Here is a 23,634-nt window from a genome sequence, read left to right as displayed (position 1 = left end):
GAGGCGGGGCGGTCGCGACGGTGCAACCGCTCGGGCTCACTGTGCGCGCCTGACGCTGCGTCAAGGTGGGCCGGGGCGGCCCTGCAGACCGAACCTCTACCGGATCCTGACCGATGCTTGACCGGAGCCTGACGCCTGCTTGACCTGCCGCCGGGCTGGGCAGGGAGCGGTCCCGCCGTCACCTCGGTGCGGCATACTGCCCTGTCAGCCCTTCGACCGACAGCGAGACAGGAACAGACCATGGGACGACTCTTCGGCACCGACGGCGTGCGCGGCCTGGCCAACAAGGACATCACCGCCGAGCTGGCGCTCGACCTGTCGGTGGCGGTCGCGCACGAGCTGGGGGGCCACAGCGTCTTCGGCGGCAACCGGGCGACCGCCGTCGTCGGTCGGGACCCGCGGGCGTCCGGGGAGTTCCTGTCGGCCGCGGTCATGGCGGGGCTCGCCTCGGCCGGGGTGGACGTGCTGGACGCCGGCGTGCTGCCGACCCCGGCCATCGCCTACCTCACCCAGCGCATGAACGCCGAGATGGGCGCCATGCTCTCCGCGTCGCACAACGCGATGCCGGACAACGGGCTGAAGTTCTTCGCCAGCGGCGGGCACAAGCTCGCCGACGAGATCGAGGACCGGATCTCCGAGCGGATGGGGGGCGGGTGGGAGCGTCCCACCGGGGCCGGCGTGGGCCGGATCCGCCCGTTCCAGCGGGGGGCCGAGTTCTACATCGAGCACCTGCTGGAGGCCGCTCCCGGGCGGCTGGACGGCCTGCGGATCGTCATCGACGCGGCCCACGGCGCCGCCTCCGAGGTGGGGCCGGAGGTGTTCCGACGGGCGGGTGCGACCGTGGACGTCATCGGCGCCGACCCCAACGGGCTCAACATCAACGAGGGCGCCGGGTCGACCTACCTCGACCAGCTGCAGGAGGCCGTGCGGCTGCGCGGGGCCGACATGGGCGTGGCCTTCGACGGGGACGCCGACCGGTGCCTGGCGGTGGACGCGCGCGGCGACCAGGTCGACGGTGACCAGATCATGGCCATCCTGGCGCTGAGCATGCGCGAGCGGGGCGAGCTGCGCGACGACACCCTGGTCGCGACGGTCATGAGCAACCTGGGCCTGCTGCAGGCGATGGAGCGCGAGGGGGTGCGGGTGGTGCAGACCGCGGTCGGTGACCGCTACGTGCTGGAGGAGATGCGGGCGCACGGCTACTCCCTGGGTGGGGAGCAGTCCGGCCACGTCATCATGCTCGAGCACGGCACCACGGGCGACGGGGTGCTCACCGCCCTCGCCCTCGCCCAGCGGGTGGTCGGGTCGGGCAGGGCGCTGCACGAGCTGGCCGGCGTCATGACGCGGATGCCGCAGGTGCTGGTGAACGTCAAGGACGTCGACAAGGACCGGGTGGGCCAGGACGAGGGGGTGGCCTCCGCCGTCGCCGGGATCGAGGCCGAGCTCGGCGACCGGGGCCGGGTGCTGCTGCGCAAGTCGGGCACCGAGCCGGTCGTGCGGGTGATGGTCGAGGCCGACTCGCAGGAGAGGGCGGCCGCCTGCGCCGACCGGCTGGCTCAGGTGGTCCGCGACCGGTTGGCGCTGTAGCCCAGCATCCTCTCGATCTCCGCCACCCCGGTGACGGGGCCCTCGACGTGCCCGTCCGCGTCCAGGAGGACGGCCGTCGGACGCGCCCCCTCGCCCCACGAGTCGTGCAGCCGACCACCGGGGTCCCACCAGACGTCGGCGAGGTCACGCACCCGTGGCTCGGACCAGGGCGGCTCGGTGTGGACCAGGTGGATCCCGGTCCGGGGGTGCTCCTGCCGCCACCGCGGCAGCCGGCTGACGACGTCGAAGGTCGGTCCGCACCAGCAGCTCACCAGCACCAGGACCTGCGGGCCGGCGACCGCCAGGGTCAGGGGGGTCAGGGTGTCGAGGTCGCGGTCGACGAGCGGCACCGACGACACGAGGTCCCGGTGCGCGGGCGCCGCGCCCGCGCCGACGGGCCTCGCGGCGTCCCCGGCCCGGGCCTCGTCCGCGGCGCGGGCGGGGTCGACGCGGGTGGGTGCCGTCGGCCGGCCCAGCGCCAGGGCCGCCGTCACGGAGGTCACGACGGCGACGCCGAGCCACCACCAGTCGGCGGGGCCGAAGTCCGCCAGCAGACCCCAGGCCGTGCGCCCGCCCAGCGCGGCCCACGCCGCACCGGCGCCGAGGGCCACGAGGAGCAGGTTGCGGAGCAGGGTGCGGGCGGTGATGCGGTGGTCCCCGATCCGCCCGAAGCACGCGCAGTCCGGTCGCGGGTCCAGACGCAGGGCGCGGGCCACCACGGCGGTGAAGGCGAGGCAGAGCGTCAGCGCCGACGCGGCCCCCACGGCATACGTCACGAGCCACGGGGAGAGCAGGAGCCCGGCGCTCGCGATCTCGACCCAGGGCAGCACGCGCTCGACCACCTGCGGTCGCAGCCGGCCCGGCAGTCGCAGGGCCCGGACCATGTCGGCGGTGGCACCGGGCGCGGACAGCTTGGCCAGGCCGGCCAGGCCGAGGACCAGGGCCAGGGGGAGCGCGGTGAGGGCCAGGGCGGCGGGCACGGGTCGGGCTAGACCAGCTGGGTGAGACGCCCTGTGTCGACGTCGTAGCGGAAGCCCCCGACCTCGGCCCGACCCTGGATGAGCGGGTGGGAGGTCACCCGGTGGACGTCCTCGGCCAGCGCCGCCTCCTGGTCGCTGACGACGTGGAAGCGCTGGAACCACGCGTCGATGCCGGAGAGCTCGGAGATGGTCTCGCGCAGCTCGTTCTCGGTCCTGCTCGTCATGGCGCACCGGGTGTGCGGGACGACGAGGATGCGCCGGACGCCGAGGAGGTGCACGCCGAGGACGAGGGCCTCGAGCGCCGCGTCGGTCACCCGGCCGCCCGGGTTGCGGAAGATCTTGGCGTCACCGTGCGTGAGCCCGAGCATCTGCAGCGGCTGGATGCGGGAGTCCATGCAGGTGACGATCGCCACGCCGGCGCGGGCGACCCCGTCGAAGCCCTCGAGCTCGGCCGCGTGCTCGGTGGCGAAGGTCGCGTTGGCCGCCAGGAGGTCGGCGAAGGGCGCGGTGCCGGAGGCGTCCGGGGCGGGGGAGGTGGCGTCCATGCCCTGAAGCCTAGTGGGTCAGGGGCCGAGCGCCCGTCGCACCGGTCAGGACAGGCCGAGGTCGCCGCGGGTCGGGGCGGCCGCGCCCGACCGCGCCACGGTCCAGCCCGCGCAGGCGACCGCCCGCTCCAGCGCCGGTGCGATGTCCTCCAGCTCGGCCCGGGCCAGGCGGGAGCGCGCCTCGGTCGACCCGAGGAGCCCGGCGTCGAGGAGCCCGCTCACCAGGCCGGACATGAACGAGTCGCCGGCCCCCACGGTGTCCACGACCTGCACGGTGAGCGAGGGCAGCTCCAGGGTGGTGTCGTCGCGCGACAGGTGCACCACGGCACCCTCCCCGCCGCGGGTCACCACCACGAGGTGCGGCCCCAGCTGGCCCCAGCGGTGCACGATGTCGACGACGTCGGCCTGGTCGGCCTCGCCGTAGAGCCACTCGACGTCCTCGAGGCTCGCCTTGACGACGTCGCTGCGGCCGATGCACTCCTCGATGCGTCCGCGCGCGTCCTCCGGGGCACCCATGATCGTCGGCCGCGCGTTGGGGTCGTAGGAGACGGTGGCCTCCGCGCGCGCCCTCTCGATGAGCTCGACGACGGCCGACCCGCCGGGCTCCAGGGTGGCGGCGATGGATCCCGTGTGCACGTGGCCGACGCCGGTGAGGTCCTGCGGCCCCACCTCCCAGGCCAGGTCGAAGTCGTAGGTGGCGACCGCGTCGGCGTCGAGGTGCGCCGTCGCGGTGGAGGTGCGGGGGGCCTCGTCGGACCCCTCGGTGAGGGTCACGCCGTAGCGCTCGACGTGACGGCGCACCCGCTCGCCGTGCTCGTCCGCCCCGAGGTATGCCGTGAGGCGGCTCTCGTGCTCCAGCGCCGCGAGCCCGATCGCGACGTTGGCGGGCGAGCCCCCGACGTGCTCGCTGCGCTCGCCCCCGTCGTGGGGGACGACGATGTCGATGAGCGCCTCACCGACCGTGAGGACGGCCGCCATCAGACGGCGTCCGGGGACAGGGCGTCGGCGATCGCGGCCACCTTGTCCAGGCGGTGGTGGGAGGTGATCTCCCGGATGGTGCCGGAGCGCGAGCGCATGACCAGGGACTGCGTCACGGCAGTGCCGGAGCCGTACTTCACCCCGTCCAGGAGCTCCCCTGTGGTGATCCCCGTCGCGACGAAGAAGCAGTTGTCGCCGGTGACGAGGTCGTCGGTGGACAGCACCCGGTCGAGGTCGTGACCGGCGTCGATGGCCTTCTGCCGCTCCTCGTCGTCCTTGGGCCACAGGCGGCCCTGGATGACCCCGCCCATGGCCTTCATCGCGCAGGCGGTGATGATCCCCTCCGGGGTCCCCCCGATGCCGATGAGCATGTCGACCGAGGAGTTCTCCCGGGCGGCGGCGATGGCGGCGGCGACGTCGCCGTCGGTGATGAACCGCAGCCGGGCGCCGGCCTCCCGGACCTCGTGGGTGTAGCGGTCGTGGCGGGGGCGGTCGAGCATGATGACGGTGAGGTCCTCGACATACCGCTTCTTGGCGCGCGCGATGCGCCGCAGATTCTCCCCAACGGGCAGCCGGATGTCGACCCGGTCGGCGACGTCGGCGCCGACGACGAGCTTGTCCATGTAGAAGACGGCCGAGGGGTCGTACATCGTGCCCCGCTCGGACACGGCCATCACCGCGATGGAGTTGTCCATGCCCTTGGCGGTCGGGGTGGTCCCGTCGATGGGGTCCACGGCCACGTCGACGGCGGGCCCGTGGCCGTCCCCGACCTGCTCGCCGTTGAAGAGCATCGGCGCCTCGTCCTTCTCGCCCTCCCCGATGACCACCACGCCGTCCATGGCGACCTGCGAGATGACCTTGCGCATGGCCTCGACGGCGGCGTTGTCGGCCAGGATCTTGTCGCCTCGGCCGACCCAACGGCCGGCGGCGAGGGCGGCGGCCTCGGTGACCCGCACCAGCTCGAGGGCCAGGTTGCGATCCGGGAGGACCTGGTCGGTGGTCTTGGGCGAGCGGTCGGCCATGGGCCCCTCCTTGGGCGAGACGATGCTGCCGGTCACCCTAGCGGGTGCGCTCGCCTCCGCGCCGGGCTGCCGGGGGTGCGACCATGGAGGGGTGAGCACCCCGTCGCAGACCAGCCCGGCCCCGCCCGCCGGTCCCGCACCGGACCGGCGCCGCCAGCGGCTGGCGTCCTACACGGTGCGCAACATGGTCTACTCCACGCTGCTCGTGCTCGCGGTCGTGCTGGTGTGGTGGTCGCTCACCTACAACCCGTCCGAGCCGCAGCCGCGCCAGGTGGAGGTCGGCACCACGGCGTCGTATGCCGCGACGCAGGCGGACTGGCCCGTGTGGGTGCCGGACCCGGGCGAGGGGTGGACCCCGACCGTCGTCTGGTTCGAGCCGCTGGAGCAGGTGCCGACCTGGCACATCTCCTACGTCACCCCGCAGGGGGAGTACCTCGCCCTGCACCAGGCCGCCGGGGTGGACCAGGCCTGGCAGGACGCGGTCCTGACGGGGGCCGACCGCGTCGGGGAGACCGACCTCACCGGCCCGACGGGGGAGGACGCCTGGGAGGTCTGGGAGGCCGAGTCCGGCAACGCGGAGCACGCCTGGCTGCTCGGCCCCCAGGACGCGGACGGGACGACGGTGGTCGTGCACGGCACCGCGCAGGAGGCGGAGGCCGCCGAGCTGCTGGCCAGCGTCGAGACGCGCGACTAGCACGGTGCGGCCCGGGGTCGCCGTGACGGGTCGACGGGGCGTGGTCCGTCGTGGGCCGGTGCGCCTCCCGGGTCAGTCGGCGGCGTCGGTGCTGGCGGCCGCCGACGAGGGCTGCGCCGGGGCCGAGGGCTGTGCCGCTGCCTCGGACCCGTTCCCGGCGTCCTCTCCCCGCTCGGTGGCGCGGTCCAGCGTCTCCTGCGCGGCATCCAGCTTGCCCTGGCAGTGGGCGGCCAGCTCCTCGCCGCGCTCCCACAGGCCCATGGCCTCCTCCAGCGGCACCTGACCGGACTCGATGCGGGCCACGAGCGCGACGAGCTCGTCCCGGGCCTGCTCGTAGCTGAGGTCGCCGACGGGGGTGAGGTCTGCGGTGGTGGGGCTGTCGTCAGAAGTCACCGGACCACCGTACGCCGCCGGGAGACGTGCGGGGAGCGGGCCGCGACCGTCCCGTGGACCACGCCTGCACCACCCGCCCCACGCTGCGGAGATGTGCGCGTGAGCGGGCGGTATAGCCCTCGCGGAGGGGTGTTTCCCCGCACCGTGCGGCTCCTGTGGTTGCTGGGATCCCTGCGGCTCCTGGCCCATCAAGGCCCACGAGCCGCGGCCAGGCTGATGGTCGCCGTGACCCCGGTCAGGGCGCCGCGGCTACCGGGTGACCGGGCGGACGGCGAAGTCCCCGCGGGCCACCGTCACCCGCAGCACCTCCTCGGCGTCGACCTCCTCCCGGTCGCGCACGATGGTGCCGTCGCCGTGGCGCACCACGGCATACCCCCGCTCGAGCGTGTGCTGCGGGGAGACCGCCCGCAGGTGGCGCAGCAGCTGGTCGCTGCGGTCCCGCTCGCGCTCGAGCCGCGAGGTCAGGGCCGTCCGGCCGCGGGCGTGGAGCTCGGTGACGTCGCGGCGGTGCTGCGCGACGATCGCGGCCCGGTCCGCCATGACCGGGCGGGCCATGAGGTCCCGCAGCCGCTCGCGCTCGCGGGTGATCCGGGTGACCAGGGCGCGCCGGCTGCGGGCGGTCACGGTGCGCAGGCCGGCGATCTCGTCGGCCACGTCGGGGACGACGGCCGCGGCGGCGTGCGTGGGGGTGGAGGCCCGCAGGTCGGCCACGAAGTCCAGCAGCGGGGTGTCGCTCTCGTGGCCGATCGCCGACACCACCGGGGTGCGGGCCGCGGCGACGGCGCGGACCAGCGCCTCGTTGGAGAAGGGGAGCAGGTCCTCGAAGGAGCCCCCGCCGCGGGCGATGACGACGACCTCGACGTCGGGGTCCTCGTCGAGCTCGCGCAGGGCGCCCGTGACGGCGGTGACCGTCTCGGCGCCCTGCACCGGCACCTGGCGCACGTCCACGACGGCCGCCGGCCAGCGTCGTGCCACGCCGGCCAGGACGTCCCGCTCCGCGGCGGTCGCGCGCCCGGTGATGAGGCCGATGCGGCGGGGGAGGAAGGGCAGCGACCGCTTGCGCCCGGCGTCGAAGATCCCCTCGCTGCGCAGCAGCTGGCGCAGGTGCTCCAGGCGGGCCAGGAGCTCGCCGACCCCCACGTGGCGCATCTGCCGCGCCTCCATCTGCAGGGTCCCTCGCTTGGTCCAGAACGTGGGCTTGGCGTGCACGACGACCCGCGCCCCCGTCTCCGCCGGTGCCGGCATGGCGTCGAGCGCCCCGGTCGGGATGGCGACCGACAGCGACATGTCGACGTCGGTGTCGCGCAGGGTCAGGAAGGCGGTGGACATGCCCGGGCGGCGGTTGAGCTGCACGATCTGCCCCTCGACCCACAGCGGGGACATCTTGTCGACGTAGTCGCTGATCTTCATCGACAGGGTCCGGACCGGCCACGGGGAGGCGGCGGTGGTCTCCCTGGCGGTCGGCGGCAGCTGGGGTGAGGGCACCGCCTCAGGGTATGCCGCGTCCCCCGCCGACCGTGGAGGTGCGGCTGGGGCGGCATCCTCACGGTCGGCGGGCGCCTGCCCGGGCGGGCAGGGCAGACTCGCGGGTATGGACGCGATCGACGCCGGCTCCCGCCCCCGGCCCGCCCTGGTGCTGGTCCACGGCACCCGGATGAACGCGGCCCAGTGGGAGCCCTACCGGGCCCTGCTCCCCGACGTGCAGCTCGTCACGGTCGACCTGCCCGGCCACGGAGACCGGGTCGGGGAGGAGTTCACCGCGGAGTCCGCGCTCTCGACGATCGACCGGGCCGTGGGGCGGGCCCGCGCCGTGGCCGGCGGGGTGCCACCGGTCCTGTGCGGACACAGCCTGGGCGGCTACCTGTCGATGACGTGGGCCGACCAGCACCCCGGGGAGCTCGGCGGGCTCGTCCTCCTCGGCGCGACGGCCGACCCGCGCAGCCGGCTGGCCGGGGTCTACCGCGGCTTCGCCCGGGTCCTGCCCGTGGTGGGTCCGGACCGGATGGCCCGGGCCGTCAACGCCGTCATGCGGGTGCTCGGGGCCCGGGGCGAGCACGCCCGGCTGCTCCCCGACGGTGCCGCCTACGCCGCCCTGCCGGCGGCCTGGGAGCTGGTGATGTCGGGGGGTGGGCCGCAGCTGCTGACGTCGGTCGACGTGCCGGTGACGCTGGTCAACGGCCAGCTCGACCAGATGCGTCTGCACGTCGGGCGGTATGCCGCGGCGTGCCGGCAGGTGCGCGTCGTCACCGTCCCGCGCGCCTCGCACCTGCTCCCCGCCACCCATCCCGAGCAGGTCGCGGAGGTGCTCCGGGCGGCGTGGGAACGGGCCTCCTCGGGCTGACCCGGGGTTCGGGGAGCGTCCAGGGGCAGCACCTAGACTGGCCCGGTGACTTCTGCAACCCCCTCGACCCGACCGACCGAGGCGATCGACGTGCCGGCCGACGCCTCCGCCGCCACCAAGAGGGTGCTGCTCGCGGCGCCGCGCGGGTACTGCGCCGGGGTGGACCGTGCCGTCGTGACCGTGGAGAAGGCCCTGGAGCTCTACGGCCCGCCGGTCTACGTCCGCAAGGAGATCGTGCACAACAAGCACGTGGTGCGGACCCTGGAGAGGCGTGGCGCGATCTTCGTGGAGGAGACCGACGAGGTGCCCGAGGGGGCGCGGGTCATCTTCTCCGCGCACGGCGTCAGCCCGGCCGTCCACCAGGAGGCTGCGCGGCTCTCGCTGCGGACGATCGATGCGACCTGCCCGCTCGTGACCAAGGTGCACCGCGAGGCGGTCCGCTTCGCCGGTGACGACTACGACATCCTCCTGGTCGGCCACCAGGGGCACGAGGAGGTCGAGGGCACCGCCGGCGAGGCGCCCGAGCACATCACGGTCGTCGAGAGCCCGGAGCACGTCGACGCGGTGGAGGTCCGGGACCCGGACAAGGTGGTGTGGCTCTCGCAGACGACGCTCAGCGTGGACGAGACCATGGAGACGGTCCGGCGGCTGCGGGAGAAGTTCCCCAACCTCCAGGACCCGCCCAGCGACGACATCTGCTACGCCACCCAGAACCGCCAGGTCGCGGTCAAGCAGATGGCCACCGACTGCGACCTCATGATCGTCGTGGGCTCGCAGAACTCCTCCAACTCCAAGCGTCTCGTCGAGGTCGCGCTGGAGTACGGCTCGCGCGACGGGCACCTCGTCGACTACGCCGACGAGATCGACGAGGCGTGGCTCGAGGGCGTGCGCACCGTGGGGGTCACGAGCGGGGCGAGCGTCCCGGAGGTGCTGGTGCGCGACGTGCTGGACTGGCTCGCCGAGCGCGGCTTCGAGGACGTGCAGGCCGTGACCGCGGCGGAGGAGTCCGTGCTGTTCGCCCTCCCGACCGACATCCGCCGGGACCTCAAGGCCGCCGGCCAGGAGGTCAAGAAGGTGCAGCACGACCCCGGCTCGATCCCGAGCGGTCGCGAGGACAGCCTGCGCTGACCGGCCCGACGGCGCCCGAGGGGTGGCGCGCCTGCCGGGCCGGTCGTCGGTGGATCAGCCCACGAACTGGCTCAGCCACTCCAGGTCGTCCGGGGTGTCGATGCGGTAGACCCCGCTGGTGCCCGCGCAGGTGGTGTTGACGCCGAAGGACGTCACCCCCACGACCGTGGTGGTGTCCTCGACGAAGGTCGGTCCTCCCGAGTCACCGGAGCAGGTGCCGCCGGTGTTGGCGTTGTTGCTCAGCACGACGTACATGTCGTTCGCCTTGCCGCCACCGAACTGCCGGGTGCCGAGGAGCACCCCGCCGGCCTGGAGACGGGTCCAGGCGCCCTCGGACCCGCGGCCCTGCCCGTTGCTGTCCGGCATGCTCCACTGCAGGCCGTAGCCGACCGTGGAGTAGGAGTTGCGGTCCTTCGCACGCGTCGCCAGCTGCGTGTCCCAGTAGCCCGCCTCGGGCAGCTGGCCGTAGTCGACGAAGGACGTGTCGGGGGCCAGCGTCAGGTCGTCGACCACCCCCACGTCGTGCAGGTAGAAGGCGGCGTCGTCGTAGTCCGGGTGGGTCAGCGCGTCGTCGCTCCAGGCGTCGGCCGCCAGGTCGCTGTCCTGGTCGATCGCGGCGTCGAAGGTGACGAACTCCCGCGCCGCCTGGACGTCGGTGAGGTCCTCGTCGAACCAGATCGCCACGGCGTCCGCGCCGTAGGTGCAGTGACCCGCGGTGAGGAAGGTGTCGGCGTCCACCTGGGTGCCGCTGCACCGCCACGCGGCCACCAGCTCGTCATCGGTGACCTCGGTGTCGCCGTTCGTGTCGTCCCAGGTGTAGGCGACCATGAGGCCGACGAAGGGGTGCTCGCCGTCATCAGGCTCGCCCCATTTGATCGCGGCGGCGGGCAGGGCGGTGGTGGCGACGGTCGCCACGCCGGCGAGGCCGGCGAGAAGGGTGCGCATGCGCATGGTGTGATGTTTATCTCACGGGATCGGATGAGCAGGGACCCTAGCCCGCACTGCGTCTGCCGTCCTGCCGAGCGGGCCGGGCGTGGTCCACGGGGTCCTCGTCGGACCGGGCCGGCGTGCCGAGGTCCAGCTCGGTGGCCAGCCAGTCCTCGCCCGTCGGTCGAGGTGCGACCTCGAGCGTGGGGAGCGGGTCGTGCGCGGAGTCCACGAGGCCCAGCTCGCTCATCCGCCGGGAGGTCACCATGACCCGGGACTCCAGGGTGCCCACCAGCTGGTTGTAGCTCTCCACCGAGCGGCGCAGCGCGGCGCCCATGGCGCGGGCGTGCCGTCCCACGGTGCCGAGGCGCTGGTGGAGCTCGGTGCCCAGGGCGAGCAGCTCGCGCGCGTTGCCGGCGAGGGCGTCCTGCTGCCACGCCAGGGCGGTGGCGCGCAGCACGGCCAGGAGGGTGGCGGGGGAGGCCAGGACGACCTTGCGCGACTGGGCGTGGTCGTAGAGGTCCGGCGCGGCCCGTAGGGCCGCCGCGAGCACGGCGTCGCTGGGCACGAAGCAGATGACCAGCTCGGGCGAGGTCGTGAACGCCGACCAGTAGTCCTTGGCCGCCAGCGCCTCGACGTGCCCGCGCAGCGCTGCGGCGTGGTCGCGGAGGAGGTCGTCGACCCGGCCGGGAGGGCACTCCGGCGCCTGCGCGCGCAGGAAGGCGGTCAGCGGCGCCTTGCTGTCCACCACGAGGACCTTCTCGCCCGGGAGCCGCACGACCGCGTCGGGCCGCACCCGCGCGTCGTGCCGGCTCACGGCCCCCACCTGCTCGTCGAAGTCGCAACGGGCCAGCATGCCCGCGTGCTCCATGACCCGGCGCAGCTGCACCTCGCCCCAGGTGCCGCGGGTGCCGGACGCCGACAGCGCGCCGGAGAGGGCCGCCGTCTGCTCCTGCAGCGCCCGGGTCTGCGACACGACCTGGTCCAGGTGCTCGCCCACCTGCCCGAACTGCTCGAGGCGGTCCCGCTCGAGAGAGCGCACCTGCCGCTCGACCCGCTCGAGGGCACCGCGCAGCGGCGCCAGCTCGGCGGCGGTCCGCCGGTCGGCCTCGCCCTCCTGCTCGGCGTCGGAGAGCAGCTGCTCGAGCTCGGCGGCACGCGATCGCTCGCGGTCCCGGTCGGCGTGCGCCAGGGCGACCTCGGTGTCCGCGCGGGCCAGGCGCGCGCCGACCCGCGCGGACCCGACGAGCCACCCCAGGGCCAGGCCGAGGAGGAGGACGAGGACGAGGGGGAGGACTCCCGGCAGGGTGGTGCTCATGGGGGCAGCGTGGCACGTGGGGCCGACAGACCCGTTGATTCCGGCGCGCCGTCGTCATACCGTGACCAGCAGATGAGCAGTCCTCGGTGTCTGCCCGGACGGGAGCATCCCCCACCGTGACAGGGCGCGCCGCCGCGTCGGCCGGCGGGCCGAGCCCGCCGACCTTCGCCGGGTCCTCTGGGAGCAGGAGGGCCGGATCCCGGAGACGGTCTTCGAGCAGCTGATGGCCCTGATCGAGGGTCCCACGACGACGGACGGAGAGCGGACATGACCCGCACCGCGATCGTGACCGGCGGGGCGAGCGGCATCGGTGCTGCGGTCGCCCGCCGGCTGGCGGCGGACGGCCTGGACGTCGTCGTCGCCGACCGGGACGAGCGGGGGGCCGCGGCGCTCGCCGAGGAGATCGGTGCCCGCCCCTGGACGGTGGACCTGGCGGACACCGCGACGCTGGAGTCGACGGCGGTGGACTGCGACGTGCTCGTCAACAACGCCGGGGTGCAGCGGGTGGCGCCGGTCCACGAGCTCGCCCCCGAGGACTTCCGGCTCATCCACCGCCTCATGCTCGAGGCGCCCTTCCTGCTGGCACGGGCCGCGCTCCCGGGGATGTACGCCCGGGGCTGGGGGCGGGTCGTCAACATCTCCTCGGCGCACGGCCTGCGGGCCTCGGCCTTCAAGTCGGCCTACGTCTCGGCCAAGCACGGGCTGGAGGGGCTGTCCAAGGTCGTGGCGCTGGAGGGAGCCCCGCACGGGGTGACGAGCAACTGCGTCAACCCGGGCTACGTGCGCACGCCCCTGGTGGAGGCGCAGATCGCCGACCAGGCGGCCACCCACGGGATCGGCGAGGACGAGGTGGTCGAGAAGGTCATGCTGACCCGGTCCGCCGTCAAGCGGCTGGTCGAGCCGGCGGAGGTCGCCGCCCTGGTGGCCTACCTCGTCTCCGACGACGCGGCCATGGTGACGGGTGCGTCCTACACCCTGGACGGGGGGTGGACGGCCCAGTGAGCACGACGACCCAGCCGCTGCCCGACAGCGTCTCCGCGGTGCTCGGCCCCCGCTACCGCTCGGTCGCGGTGCCGGTGGACGGGGGAGACCTGCACGTCGGTGTGTGGGAGCCCGAGGACGCGGTCGCCCCCGGTGCGGAGGTGCCGACGGCGGTGCTCGTCCACGGCATCACCTCCTCCCACGTGGCCTGGGCGCGACTCGCCCAGGCCCTGCCCGGGGTGCGCGTCGTCGCCCCCGACCTGCGGGGTCGTGGACGCTCCCGCGACCTCCCGGCGCCCTACGGCATGGCCCTGCACGCCGACGACGTGGCCGCCGCCCTCGACCACCTGGGCGTGCGCCAGGCGGTCGCGGTCGGGCACTCGATGGGGGCCTTCGTCGCGCTGGTGCTCGCCGACCGGCACCCGCGCCTGGTGCGCAGCCTGCACCTCGTCGACGGGGGTATGCCGCTGCTCCCACCCCCGGGCGTGGCCCCGCAGGACGTGGCGGCCGCGGTGCTGGGACCGGCCGCGGACCGGCTGCGGGCGACCTTCCCCAGCCGCGCGGCATACCGGGAGTTCTGGGGCGAGCACCCGGCCCTCGGGCCGTACCAGGACGAGGTCGTCACCGCCTACGTCGACTACGACCTGGTGGGGGAGGAGCCGGAGCTGCGACCGGCGACCCGGCCGGCGGCGCTGCAGGAGGACATCCGCGAGCTCGTCGACGGGGCGGCCGTCCAGGCCGCGCTGGAGGAGGTGCCGTCGCGGCCGGCGACGTGGTACGTCGCGCCCCGCGGACTCCTGGACGAGGTGCCTCCGCTCTACCCCGACGCCGCCCGCGACCGGTGGACCCGGCAGCTGCCCACGCTGCGGATGGTCGAGGTCGATGACGTCAACCACTACACCGTCGTGCTCGGCGCGCACGGGGTGCGGCAGCTGCTGCCGCACCTGGGTGCGGACCTGGGCGTGACCCCGTCGGGCGACGCACCGGGCTCCGGCTGACCGGCCGGCGCCGGGCTGCGCCAGACTGGCCGGGTGGACGACCTCGACGTGACCCCGGGCCCCGGCGCCCCGCACGGTCTGCGGGTGCCCGCCGTCGAGCTCGTCGAGCAGTTCTCCCGCTCCTCAGGGCCCGGCGGGCAGGGCGTCAACACCGCCGACACGCGGGTGCAGCTCAGCCTGGACCTGGCCACGACCACGGCCCTGGACGAGGAGCTGCGGGCCCGCGTCCTGGCCCGGCTGGCGTCCCGCCTGTCCGGCACCGTGCTCACCGTCGCCGCGAGCGAGCACCGCACCCAGCTGCGCAACCGCGCCGCCGCCCGGCGACGTCTCGCGGAGCTGCTGCGGGAGGCGGTGACCCCGCCGGTCGTGCGTCGTCCCACCCGGCCGACCCGCGGCTCCCGCCGACGCCGGGCCGAGGCGAAGACGAGGCGCTCCCAGGTCAAGCAGCTGCGCCGTCGCCCCGGCGCGGAGTGAGCCCGGTCGTGGTCGGCCGGCCGTGCGTCGTCCACCCGGCCTCGGTCCGGGAGGCGCGCCACGGCGACTAGACTGCTGACCCCGTGGCACTCACCATCGGAATCGTCGGCCTGCCCAACGTGGGCAAGTCCACGCTCTTCAACGCGCTGACCAAGAACTCCGTGCTCGCGGCGAACTACCCCTTCGCCACGATCGAGCCCAACATCGGGGTGGTGCCGCTCAAGGACCCGCGGCTGGACCGGCTGGCGCAGATCCACGGCAGCGCCAAGATCCTGCCCGCCACCGTGAGCTTCGTCGACATCGCCGGGATCGTGCGCGGCGCCAGCGAGGGGGAGGGGCTGGGCAACAAGTTCCTGGCCAACATCCGGGAGGCCGACGCGATCTGCCAGGTGGTCCGCGCCTTCCGCGACGACGACGTCGTGCACGTCGACGGCCGGATCAGCCCGAGCGACGACATCGAGACCATCAACACCGAGCTCGTCCTGGCGGACCTGCAGACGCTGGAGAACGCCATACCGCGTCTGGAGAAGGAGGTGAAGGGCAAGCGCACCGACAAGGCGGTCCTGGACACCGCGCTCGCCGCCCAGCAGGTGCTCGAGCGGGGCGACACGCTGTATGCCGCGGGCGAGGCGGCCGGCGTCGACATGTCCGTCGCGCGCGGCCTGGGTCTGCTCACGACCAAGCCCTTCCTCTACGTCTTCAACCTCGACGAGGACGGCCTCACCGACGAGGCCCTCCACGCCGAGCTGGCGGCCACCGTCGCGCCGGCGGAGGCGATCTACCTGTCCGCCAAGCTCGAGGCCGACCTCGCCGAGCTCGAGGACGACGAGGCCCGCGAGCTGCTGGAGTCGGTCGGGGTCACCGAGCCGGGGCTGGACCAGCTGGCGCGGGTCGGTTTCGACACTCTCGGGCTGCAGACCTACCTCACCGCCGGCCCCAAGGAGTCGCGCGCCTGGACGATCCGTCAGGGCTCGACCGCGCCGCAGGCGGCCGGGGTGATCCACACCGACTTCGAGCGCGGCTTCATCAAGGCCGAGATCGTCAGCTTCGAGGCGCTCGACGAGCTGGGCTCCATGGCGAAGGCCAAGGAGGCGGGCAAGGTGCGCATCGAGGGCAAGGACTACGTCATGGCCGACGGCGACGTGGTTGAATTTAGGTTCAATGTCTAATACAGGCTTCTGACCCACCTACCTGCGCATCAGTCCCTGACACCTGGCACTCCCGTAACATTGCGGGTATGAATGGGGCGCTTTCGAAGGGTCGAGCGAAGGTGCCACCGGCACGGACTGGCCGACTTGACTCCACGGACCGCCGGTACGAGCCTTTCGTGCGCCTCGTCCCTGCACCAGTGCGGCGGGTGGCCTCGTCGTGGAGGTGGGATGCGCCGGACGGGGGTGGTTCGTGGGACCTGCACATCGAGCACGTGGGTGCCCCGACGGCTTCGGTCCGAATGCTGCTGGTCCATGGAGCGGGAGGGAACGCGGCGGCGATGTGGCCCTACGCTGCACACCTGAGTGGACTGGGCGCTCGGGTTACGGTGGTCGATCTGCCCGGTTACGGGCGAACGATCCGGGTGCGGCGTGGACGCCGCAGCGTCAGTTATGGCGACTGGCAGCAGCTGCTCGTCGATCTCGTGGGTCGCGAGCATGACGAGCGGCCACTTGTCCTCGTCGGGGCGAGCATGGGTGGTGCCCTCGCGGTCGACACCGCTGCAGTGACCGGACTGGCCAAGCGGGTCATCGCGACCTGCCTGCTCGACCCGACTCGGCCGGGCATTGCTGCCGCCATCGTGCGAGCCCCGTGGATAGCGTGGCTGGGATTGCCACTGCTGCAGTTCGCCCGGGGGCCAGCGGCGAATCCACGGATCCCGGTCCGCCTGCTGACCCCTATGTCTGCGATTTCGAACGACCCTGGCCTCAGTCATGCAGTGCTCACCGACCCGTGCGGCGGTGGTGGCGCGATGCCGGTGGGCTGGTACCGCTCGTTCCTCGAGGCAGGTCCGGCTATTCCACCCGAGCAATACCAAGGACCACCGGTCGTGCTGTTGCATCCGGCCGAGGATCGTTGGACTATGCCGGAGCTCAGCCTCGACTACCTTGGTCGGCTTCACGGCAAGACCCGGGTCGTGATGCTTCCTGGCTGCGGCCACTTCCCCCTCGAGGAGCCCGGCTTCCAGGTCCTCCTGGACGAGGTTTCGGATGAGATGGAACAGGTGCTGGATGACCAGCGGAGAGGCAGCTGAGTCGGCCATGCGCGGTGAGGGACCGTAGCCCTGAGACCGGTCTGGCCCGGTGAGGCGTGCATGCGTTCCCAGCCGTGGCGACGCCGTGGAGTTCCGCTTCAACGTGTGACGTCCTGCACCGGACCGCGAGGACCGACAGGAGCTGACGCTCCTCGTAGCCGACGTGGGACTCCATGACGGCCGCGACGGCTTCGAGACGGCGATCGAGCTCGGACGCGTCCGCGCGCTGGTCCACCGCCTCCTGCACGGCACTCAGCAGGGCGGCGATCGTCGAGTGGTCCTGCTCCAGAGATCGCAACATGTCGCGCAGGTGCGGGTGGCCGGCCCGGACGGCGCGTCGGCAGCGACCTCCACCCGCGTCACCCGCAGCGCCTCGCGCAGCCGGTCGCACGATGCCTGGCACGGTCTGCCACCGGCGCGCGACGGCGCGGTCAGTGCAGGGGCGCGACATCGTGGGCGCTCTCGGCCGTGAGGTCACGTCGTTCGTCGGGTATCTCCGGGCTCGTCCTGGCCTCTCAGAGGCAGGACGACCGCGCGCCGACACGATGCGCGGGAGGAGGAACGGCCATGGACATGACCACGTGCCCCGAGTGCGGCGCCGTCGCGCAGGTGCAGTGGCGCGACGTGCTCGAGAGCACCGACGGCCCGGTCGAGCACGCGAAGGTCCTGGTGCCTGCACCGGCACTGGTTCCTGCTGCCGGTGGCCTCGCTCGTCCGGCCCGCCGCCGCGCACCCGCCCGGGAGGCCGCCGCGTCTCACCGTCCGGCCGGTGCACTCCCGTCCCTGGCCGAGGTGAGGATCTCGGGGCCGTCGTCGGTGATGGCGACGGTGTGCTCGCTGTGGGCGGTCCGGCAGCCGGTCGCGCTGCGCAGCGTCCAGCCGTCGGGGTCCATGACCAGGCGGTCGGTGTCGGCCATCACCCAGGGCTCCAGGGCGAGGAGCATGCCCGCCCGGAGCCGGTAGCCGCGCCCGGGTCGGCCGTCGTTGGCGACATGCGGGTCCTGGTGCATCGTCGTGCCGATCCCGTGCCCGCCGAACTCGAGGTTCACGGCATACCCGGCCTCGGTGAGGACGGTGCCGATGGCGTGCGAGACGTCCCCGGTCCGGGCGCCGACGGTGGCGGCGGCGACCGCCGCGGCCAGGGCGCGCTCGGTCGTCTCGATCATCCGCTCGTCCTCGGGGCGGGCAGACCCGCCGACCACGAAGCTCACCGCCGCGTCCGCGGCCACCCCGTCCAGGATGAGCGCGAGGTCGAGGCTGACGAGGTCGCCGTCCACCAGGGTGTCGTCGTGCGGCAGGCCGTGGAGGACGGCGTCGTTGACCGAGGTGCAGATGTAGTGGCCGAAGGGGCCGCGCCCGAAGGACGGCGCGTAGTCGACGTAGCAGGACTCGGCACCGGCGCCGAGGATCATCTCCTCGGCCCAGCGGTCGATCTCTAGCAGGTTGGTGCCGGCGCGGGCCCGCTCGCGGACCGTCGCGAGGATCTCGCCGACGAGCCGGCCGGACGCGCGGGCCCGGTCGAGCTGCTCAGGATCGAGGATCTCCACCATGCCCATAACTATACCGGTATGATCGTCCCACCATGGTCAGACTGCCGCTCACCGCCCAGGACCGCGAGCGCGGTCGTCGCCTGGGGTCCCTGCTGCGGCAGGCCCGGGGGGACCGGCCCGTGCTCGACGTCGCGCTCGCGGCCGGGGTGTCCCCGGAGACCCTGCGCAAGATCGAGACCGGCCGCATCGCCACGCCGTCGTTCCCGCTCGTGGCCTCCGTGGCAGCGGTGCTGGGGGTCTCCCTCGACCACCTGTGGGGAGAGATCGCGGCGGCGGAGCTGCGCGGCGGGTCGGCCGTCGAACGCCTCAGCCGCTGACCTGCTGACGACGCGCGCGGCGCACGGCGACGAACGAACGGATGCCGAGGACGAGGTAGGCGACCAGCAGCACGAAGGTGATGGTCCCGGCGACGACGGCCAGCGGGCGCTCGGCGTCCCCGGAGGCCAGGTCGGCCAGGCCCAGGACGTTGCGGATGGTCCCGAGGGCGCCGAGCAGCGCCACGACCAGGGCGGCGTGGATCCAGACCTTCGGGTTGCTGCGGCCCAGCAGGCCGCAGACCGCCAGCACCGCGCCGAGGACGGCCGGGATGAGGGCGGTCCAGCTCGACATCCCCGCGGCGAGCCAGCCGACCACCCCCACGGCGACGAGCACGACCCCGAGGAGGGTGGTGGTGCGCGGCATGGACGAGTTCTGCATGGTGCTCCTTCAAAGGGATGGCCGGAGGAGCCAGGATATCGACGGCGGGGGCCATGACCCTCGGCCGGTTCGTCCGCCTTCGGCCGGTTCGTCAACCGTCGTCCTCCTCCACGAGGCTGATGGATGACCGGGCGGCTGATGGTGGACCGGGCGGCTGATGGTCCAGGGCGACTGCCGGGCGCGCGCGGGGAGGAGCACGGCACGAGCCGGTGGGCGGGCATCCGCGTCGAGGGGCGGCTGTCGGTGGTGCCGCCTAGCATGGGTCGGTGACCTGGACGAGCGCGACGTGACGGCTGACCGCACCACCCGCACCGAGACCACCCCCGACCCCGACCCGGCCCGCTGGCGCATCCTGGCGGTGACGCTGGCGGTCGGCTTCATGTCCCTGCTGGACGTGACCATCGTCAACGTCGCCATCCCCTCGATGCGCGAGGGCCTGGACACCTCGGCGGCCTCCATCCAGTGGGTGGTCTCGGGGTATGCCCTCACCTTCGGCCTCATGCTCGTCACCGGCGGCCGGCTCGGGGACGCCTGGGGCCGGCGGCGGCTCATGCTCGTCGGCCTGACGGGGTTCGTGCTGGCCAGCGCCGCCTGCGGGCTGGCGCCGACGGCCGGGGTGCTCGTCGCCGCGCGGCTCGTGCAGGGGTTGTCCGCCGGTCTGCTGGCACCGCAGAACACCGGCCTCATCCAGGACCTGTTCACCGGCGCCGAGCGGGGCCGGGCCTTCGGGTTGTTCGGCCTGGTCGTCTCGGTGGCCTCCGGCATCGGGCCGGTCCTGGGCGGGGTGATCATCACCCTCGCCGGGGAGGAGGGCGGCTGGCGCTGGGTGTTCCTCGTCAACGTCCCCATCGGGCTGGCGCTCCTCGTCGCCATCGCCCGCATCGTCCCGGACCTGCGGGGCAAGGACCAGGACCCGCGCCTGGACCTGGTCGGTGCGCTGCTCCTGGGGGCTGCCGTCATGTGCCTGCTGCTCCCCGTCGTGGCGCTGGAGTCGGGGGACACCTGGGCGCTGGCGCTGCTCGTCGGCGTCCCCGTCCTGGCCTGGGCGTTCCTGTCCTACGAGAAGCGGCTGGCGCGCACCGGCGGGATGCCCCTGCTCGACGTCGACCTGCTCCGGCGCACCCCGGGCTACGCCAACGGGATCGTCGTCGGCACGCTCTACTTCACCGGGTTCACCGGTGTCTTCCTCGTGCTGTCCATCTTCCTGCAGGACGGGCTCGGCTACTCCACGCTCATGACCGGCCTGCTGCTGACCCCCTTCGCGGTCGGCTCGGCGGTCTCCTCGCCGTGGGCCGGCCGGGCGGTGACCCGGGTGGGCCGGTCGCTGGTCGTCCGGGCCCTGCTGGTCATGATGAGCGGCCTCCTCGTGCTGGGCGTCCTGGTCGGGCCCTTCCAGGACAGCCCGTGGCTGTGGCTCGCGCTGGCGGCACCGCTGCTGCTCGCCGGGCTGGGGGGTGGCGCCGTGGTGTCGCCCAACTTCACCCTCACCCTCGCGAAGGTGCCGCAGCGCATGGGCGGGGCCGCGGGGGGAGCCCTGCAGACCGGCCAGCGGGTCGGGTCGGCCATCGGCGCGGCGGTGCTGGTCACCGCCTACCAGGTCGGCGTCGGCGCGAACGACGACGCAGCCACCGGGCTGCGCGCGGCGCTCGGCGTCGCGCTGGTGCTGCTCCTCGCCGCGCTGGCCGCGGCGGTGTGGGACGGACGTCACCGGGCCGCGGTCCAGCGGGCAGAGGAGGCCGACGAGCAGCAGAGCAGCGCCCAGGGGTAGCGCCGGTGGGCCGAGCCACCCGGCCGGGCGCCAGGTGCCGCCACCCTCAGCCCTCAGCCCTCAGCCCTCAGCCCTCAGCCCTCAGCCGCTCGGCGGTCAGGCCTCAGCCGCTCAGCTCCCCAGCTCTCAGCTGCTCAGCGGTCAGGCCTCAGCCCCGTGCCAGCTCCTGCCTGGTCGGGCGGAGCGGTGAAGGCGGCCAGGAAGTCGACGAGCAGGCGGGCGCTCTGCTCGCGGGGCAGGGCTTCGATGAGGGCCAGCACCGACGGCAGGTCGAGGTCGCCGGTCTCCCGGGCGGCGCGGGCGAGGGCCACCGGGTCGGGCAGGTCCGCGGGGGCCGCCGAATCCCCGGTGGCGGGGGCGGCCGCATCCTCGCGCGCGTCCCCGACGCCGTGCGCCGCCGCCTGCCCGCGGACGTCGTCGGCGCCGGCGCGCAGCGCCGCCGCCAGCTCGTCCAGCACGCCTGCGGTCGCCGGGGTGAGGGTCAGGTGCGTCGTGCGGGGCAGGACGGTCCCGTCGGTCTGGGCCAGGGCGGGCTGGCCCTGCAGCACGAAGCCCCGGGCCGCGACGGCCTGGGCCCACGCGTGCGAATCCCCTGCCCGCCCGCCGGCACGGTCGGGTCGGCGCCGACGGCGAGCAGCGGCCCGACCGGCGCACCGACCACCTGCAGGCCGGGGATGTCCTCGACGACCTGCCGGACCGCCGCGGTGACGCGGGCCAGCCCGGCGGTGAGGTCGGCATACCCCTGGGCCCCGAGGCGGGTGACCACCGCCCACGCCGCGGCCAGGGACATCGCCGAGCGCGAGCCCAGCACGGTCGGGTTGACCACCGGGTAGCCGGGCCAGTCGGTCAACGCGTAGTAGCGGGCGCGGTCCAGGGCGGGGTCGGCGACCAGCAGCACCGAGGCCCCCTTGGGGGCGTAGCCGAACTTGTGCAGGTCGGCCGAGATGCTGCTCACGCCCGGGACCCCGAGGTCCCACGGCGGCGTCCCCTCCCACCACGGCAGCACGAACCCGCCGACGCAGGCGTCGACGTGGCAGGGGATGCCCCGCTCGGCCGCCGCCGCCGCGATCCCGACGACCGGGTCGAGGACGCCGTGGGGGTATGCCGGGGCGCTCGCGACCGCGAGGGCCGTCGCCTCGTCCAGGTGCGCGGCGAGGTGCTCCGCGGGAAGGGTGCCGGTGGCCGGGTCCACCGGGACGGTCACCATCTCCAGACCGAGGTAGTGCGCCGCCTTGTGGAAGGCGGCGTGCGCGGTCGAGGGCGCCACGACCCGCGGCGTGCGCCGGTCCCCGGGTCGGTCCTCGCGCCACCGTTCCCGGGCCGCGAGGACGGCGAGCATGATGCTCTCGGTGCCGCCGGAGGTCACCGCACCGCTCGTGCCGGCGGGGCCGTGCAGCACCTCGCGGGCGAACGCCAGCAGGTCCGCCTGCAGGAGCGCGACGGAGGGGAAGGTGGTCGGGTCGAGCCCGTTGACCGGCTGCACCCGTGCGGCCGCGGCGGCGGCGAGCGCGTCGAGCTCGGCCAGGCCGCTGTCGTAGACGTAGCTCAGCACGCGGCCCCCGTGGGTGGGGGCGTCGTGGGCACGGTAGGTGTCGAGGCGGGCCAGGACCTGCTCGTCGTCGCTCATGCGGTGCCTTCCGGGGCGGGGACGGGAGTGCTGCTCGGGACGGCCGGCTCGGTGTAGCGCCGCAGCACCAGCAGGCTGAGGGCCACCAGCAGGGCGGGGACGACCGAGAAGGCGAGGACGATCGCGGTCTCGGCCGCGGCCGGCTGGGCGAGCTGCTCGCCGGCGGTGCTCGAACGGAACCCGGTGGCGGCGAGCAGGAGCAGGACCACGACCGGGCCCAGGGCCAGCCCGGCCGTCTCTCCCGCGGTCCACAGCCCGCTCATCGCGCCGCCCCGCTCGCGGCCGGCCGTGGCGATGACGTCGGGCAGCATGGCCAGCGGGAACAGCTGCATCCCGGCGTACGCCACCCCGGCGACCCCCACCAGGAGGTAGACCCACCCTCCCGGCAGCCAGGGCATCCCGGCGAGACCGAGGCCGGCCATGGCGAAGACGCCCGAGGCGAGGGCGAGCGCGGGGCGCTTGCCGCGGGAGGCGGCATACCGCGTCCACAGCGGCATGACGAGCAGCGCCGGTGCGACGAGCGCGACGAAGAGCAGCGTCAGGGCGGCTTCGTCCCCGAGCGTGTAGGCGGCGACGTACTGCGCCGCCGCGAGCATGACGCCGGTCGCCACGGCCTGGAGGACGAAGACCGAGAGCAGGACCCGGTATGCCGCGACCTCCCGCCAGGCGACGAGCCCGGCGCGGTAACCGCCCGCGTCCGCGTCCGCGGGCGCCGGGGTCGGCGGTCGGCGCAGATGGGCGCGGGTCGTGACGACGGTCGCCACCATTCCGGCGAGCAGCAGCAGGGCGATGCCCAGGGCCATGGTGAGGTAGCCGGACCGGCCGCCTCCTGCGGCGTCGCGCAGGGCGGGTCCACCGGCGCCCACCAGCAGGATGGCCAGCGCCAGCACCGCGATGCGCCACGCCATGACGCGGGTGCGCTCGCGGTAGGCCTCGGTCAGGTCGGCGGGCAGGGCGATGTAGGGCACCTGGAAGCAGGAGAACGACGTCGTCGCGAGGACGAAGAAGACCAGGACCCACAGGCCGGCGGCGGCCGGCCCCAGGGGGTCGGGGACGGCGAACATGCCGACGAAGCCCACCGGCAGGGTCAGGGCGCCGGCCAGCATCAGGCGCGTGCGCCCGGTGCCGGTGGCGGCGTGCCGGTCGCTGCGCGCCCCCACCGCGGGGTCGATGAGGACGTCCCAGACCTTGGGGAGGATGACGACCAGCGTCGCCAGGAGCGCCGGGACCGCCAGGGTGTCGGTGAGGTAGTAGGCCAGGACCAGGCCCGGCAGGGTGCTGAAGCCCCCGGTGCCGACGCTGCCCGCGGCATACCCCAGCACGGCGGAGCGGGGCAGGCGGGGGCTCATGGTGAGCAGGGTAGCCAGCCGTCGGGCCGCACGGCC

At 74.0% G+C, this 23,634-nt stretch carries 24 protein-coding genes; 11 read left to right on the top strand and 13 right to left on the bottom strand.

Features of this window, described 5'->3' with window-relative positions; all coding sequences use genetic code 11:
- The first annotated feature begins 240 nt into the window (after positions 1 to 240).
- Complete coding sequence (glmM, locus tag FHD63_RS11135) at positions 241 to 1,587, top strand: phosphoglucosamine mutase (protein ID WP_139722133.1); 1,347 nt, start codon at positions 241 to 243, stop codon at positions 1,585 to 1,587.
- Here the strand turns inward: glmM and FHD63_RS11130 are convergent.
- From FHD63_RS11130 to glpX, 4 genes are read right to left on the bottom strand one after another with little or no spacing between them, the layout of a single operon-like run.
- The gene (locus FHD63_RS11130) at positions 1,557 to 2,567 is read right to left on the bottom strand and encodes a MauE/DoxX family redox-associated membrane protein (RefSeq protein ID WP_139722132.1); all 1,011 of its coding nucleotides are present in this window, start codon (positions 2,565 to 2,567) and stop codon (positions 1,557 to 1,559) included. The two genes, glmM and FHD63_RS11130, sit on opposite strands and share 31 nt — an antisense overlap.
- A gap of 8 nt (positions 2,568 to 2,575) precedes the next feature.
- On the bottom strand, positions 2,576 to 3,112 hold the full coding sequence (locus tag FHD63_RS11125) for a beta-class carbonic anhydrase (protein ID WP_139722131.1): 537 nt from the start codon (positions 3,110 to 3,112) through the stop codon (positions 2,576 to 2,578).
- Positions 3,113 to 3,157: 45 nt separating this feature from the next.
- Entirely contained in the window at positions 3,158 to 4,090 is a 933-nt protein-coding gene (locus FHD63_RS11120; protein ID WP_139722130.1) for a carbohydrate kinase family protein, read from the bottom strand.
- On the bottom strand, positions 4,090 to 5,112 hold the full coding sequence (glpX, locus tag FHD63_RS11115; protein ID WP_058889923.1) for a class II fructose-bisphosphatase: 1,023 nt from the start codon (positions 5,110 to 5,112) through the stop codon (positions 4,090 to 4,092). Before glpX ends, FHD63_RS11120 begins: the two co-directional genes overlap by 1 nt.
- Before the next feature lie 91 nt (positions 5,113 to 5,203).
- Between glpX and FHD63_RS11110 the strand changes: the two genes are divergently transcribed.
- Positions 5,204 to 5,806, top strand: coding sequence for a DUF4245 domain-containing protein (locus tag FHD63_RS11110; protein ID WP_158296765.1), 603 nt, complete (start codon positions 5,204 to 5,206; stop codon positions 5,804 to 5,806).
- A 72-nt stretch (positions 5,807 to 5,878) separates the two neighbouring features.
- Here FHD63_RS11110 and FHD63_RS16655 read toward each other — a convergent pair whose 3' ends face one another.
- Positions 5,879 to 6,199: an exodeoxyribonuclease VII small subunit gene (locus FHD63_RS16655; RefSeq protein WP_238705635.1), complete on the bottom strand. Its 321-nt coding sequence runs from the start codon at positions 6,197 to 6,199 to the stop codon at positions 5,879 to 5,881.
- 249 nt (positions 6,200 to 6,448) lie between these two features.
- Complete coding sequence (gene xseA, locus FHD63_RS11100) at positions 6,449 to 7,684, bottom strand: exodeoxyribonuclease VII large subunit (RefSeq protein WP_139722127.1); 1,236 nt, start codon at positions 7,682 to 7,684, stop codon at positions 6,449 to 6,451.
- A 106-nt stretch (positions 7,685 to 7,790) separates the two neighbouring features.
- On the opposite strand from xseA, the gene FHD63_RS11095 reads away from it, so the two are divergent.
- Both FHD63_RS11095 and FHD63_RS11090 read left to right on the top strand, forming a co-directional pair.
- Positions 7,791 to 8,540 carry an alpha/beta fold hydrolase gene (locus FHD63_RS11095; protein ID WP_139722126.1) on the top strand — a complete coding sequence of 250 codons (750 nt, stop codon included), beginning with the start codon at positions 7,791 to 7,793 and terminating at the stop codon, positions 8,538 to 8,540.
- A gap of 84 nt (positions 8,541 to 8,624) precedes the next feature.
- Positions 8,625 to 9,668 carry a 4-hydroxy-3-methylbut-2-enyl diphosphate reductase gene (locus FHD63_RS11090; protein ID WP_420853133.1) on the top strand — a complete coding sequence of 348 codons (1,044 nt, stop codon included), beginning with the start codon at positions 8,625 to 8,627 and terminating at the stop codon, positions 9,666 to 9,668.
- Positions 9,669 to 9,722: 54 nt separating this feature from the next.
- Here the strand turns inward: FHD63_RS11090 and FHD63_RS11085 are convergent, their stop codons facing one another.
- Positions 9,723 to 10,613: a trypsin-like serine protease gene (locus FHD63_RS11085; protein ID WP_238705634.1), complete on the bottom strand. Its 891-nt coding sequence runs from the start codon at positions 10,611 to 10,613 to the stop codon at positions 9,723 to 9,725.
- A gap of 46 nt (positions 10,614 to 10,659) precedes the next feature.
- Positions 10,660 to 11,913 carry a DNA recombination protein RmuC gene (locus FHD63_RS11080; RefSeq protein ID WP_139722124.1) on the bottom strand — a complete coding sequence of 418 codons (1,254 nt, stop codon included), beginning with the start codon at positions 11,911 to 11,913 and terminating at the stop codon, positions 10,660 to 10,662.
- 267 nt (positions 11,914 to 12,180) lie between these two features.
- On the opposite strand from FHD63_RS11080, the gene FHD63_RS11070 reads away from it, so the two are divergent.
- From FHD63_RS11070 to FHD63_RS16650, 5 genes are all read left to right on the top strand, one after another.
- Complete coding sequence (locus FHD63_RS11070; RefSeq protein ID WP_139722123.1) at positions 12,181 to 12,915, top strand: 3-hydroxybutyrate dehydrogenase; 735 nt, start codon at positions 12,181 to 12,183, stop codon at positions 12,913 to 12,915.
- On the top strand, positions 12,912 to 13,892 hold the full coding sequence (locus FHD63_RS11065) for an alpha/beta fold hydrolase (protein ID WP_238705633.1): 981 nt from the start codon (positions 12,912 to 12,914) through the stop codon (positions 13,890 to 13,892). Before FHD63_RS11070 ends, FHD63_RS11065 begins: the two co-directional genes overlap by 4 nt.
- 33 nt (positions 13,893 to 13,925) lie before the next feature.
- The gene (arfB, locus tag FHD63_RS11060; protein WP_139722122.1) at positions 13,926 to 14,366 is read left to right on the top strand and encodes an alternative ribosome rescue aminoacyl-tRNA hydrolase ArfB; all 441 of its coding nucleotides are present in this window, start codon (positions 13,926 to 13,928) and stop codon (positions 14,364 to 14,366) included.
- An 83-nt stretch (positions 14,367 to 14,449) separates the two neighbouring features.
- The gene (gene ychF, locus FHD63_RS11055; protein ID WP_139722121.1) at positions 14,450 to 15,535 is read left to right on the top strand and encodes a redox-regulated ATPase YchF; all 1,086 of its coding nucleotides are present in this window, start codon (positions 14,450 to 14,452) and stop codon (positions 15,533 to 15,535) included.
- 68 nt (positions 15,536 to 15,603) lie between these two features.
- Positions 15,604 to 16,608 carry an alpha/beta hydrolase gene (locus FHD63_RS16650; RefSeq protein ID WP_139722120.1) on the top strand — a complete coding sequence of 335 codons (1,005 nt, stop codon included), beginning with the start codon at positions 15,604 to 15,606 and terminating at the stop codon, positions 16,606 to 16,608.
- Between the two features lie 755 nt (positions 16,609 to 17,363).
- On the opposite strand, the gene map is transcribed toward FHD63_RS16650, so the two are convergent.
- Complete coding sequence (gene map / locus FHD63_RS11040) at positions 17,364 to 18,158, bottom strand: type I methionyl aminopeptidase (RefSeq protein ID WP_139722118.1); 795 nt, start codon at positions 18,156 to 18,158, stop codon at positions 17,364 to 17,366.
- A gap of 32 nt (positions 18,159 to 18,190) precedes the next feature.
- Here map and FHD63_RS11035 point away from each other — a divergent pair, with 32 nt between their 5' ends.
- On the top strand, positions 18,191 to 18,475 hold the full coding sequence (locus FHD63_RS11035; protein WP_139722117.1) for a helix-turn-helix transcriptional regulator: 285 nt from the start codon (positions 18,191 to 18,193) through the stop codon (positions 18,473 to 18,475).
- Here FHD63_RS11035 and FHD63_RS11030 read toward each other — a convergent pair.
- A complete protein-coding gene (locus FHD63_RS11030) occupies positions 18,465 to 18,854 on the bottom strand; it encodes a hypothetical protein (protein ID WP_139722116.1) in 390 nt (129 codons plus the stop codon). The genes FHD63_RS11035 and FHD63_RS11030 overlap by 11 nt on opposite strands.
- Before the next feature lie 286 nt (positions 18,855 to 19,140).
- Between FHD63_RS11030 and FHD63_RS11025 the strand changes: the two genes are divergently transcribed.
- Positions 19,141 to 20,622: an MFS transporter gene (locus tag FHD63_RS11025; protein ID WP_238705631.1), complete on the top strand. Its 1,482-nt coding sequence runs from the start codon at positions 19,141 to 19,143 to the stop codon at positions 20,620 to 20,622.
- Positions 20,623 to 20,756: 134 nt separating this feature from the next.
- Here FHD63_RS11025 and FHD63_RS16645 read toward each other — a convergent pair whose 3' ends face one another.
- The 3 genes from FHD63_RS16645 to FHD63_RS11015 are packed head-to-tail and all read right to left on the bottom strand — an operon-like array spanning position 20,757 to position 23,598.
- On the bottom strand, positions 20,757 to 21,170 hold the full coding sequence (locus tag FHD63_RS16645; protein ID WP_238705630.1) for a hypothetical protein: 414 nt from the start codon (positions 21,168 to 21,170) through the stop codon (positions 20,757 to 20,759).
- Complete coding sequence (locus FHD63_RS11020; RefSeq protein ID WP_238705629.1) at positions 21,104 to 22,249, bottom strand: pyridoxal phosphate-dependent decarboxylase family protein; 1,146 nt, start codon at positions 22,247 to 22,249, stop codon at positions 21,104 to 21,106. The genes FHD63_RS16645 and FHD63_RS11020 overlap by 67 nt, the downstream gene beginning before the upstream one ends.
- Positions 22,246 to 23,598: an MFS transporter gene (locus tag FHD63_RS11015; RefSeq protein WP_139722115.1), complete on the bottom strand. Its 1,353-nt coding sequence runs from the start codon at positions 23,596 to 23,598 to the stop codon at positions 22,246 to 22,248. Before FHD63_RS11015 ends, FHD63_RS11020 begins: the two co-directional genes overlap by 4 nt.
- Positions 23,599 to 23,634: the final 36 nt, after the last annotated feature.

The organism is Serinicoccus chungangensis (assembly GCF_006337125.1).
Lineage (GTDB): Bacteria > Actinomycetota > Actinomycetes > Actinomycetales > Dermatophilaceae > Ornithinicoccus > Ornithinicoccus chungangensis.
This window is presented reverse-complemented; position numbering and strand designations above follow the sequence as displayed.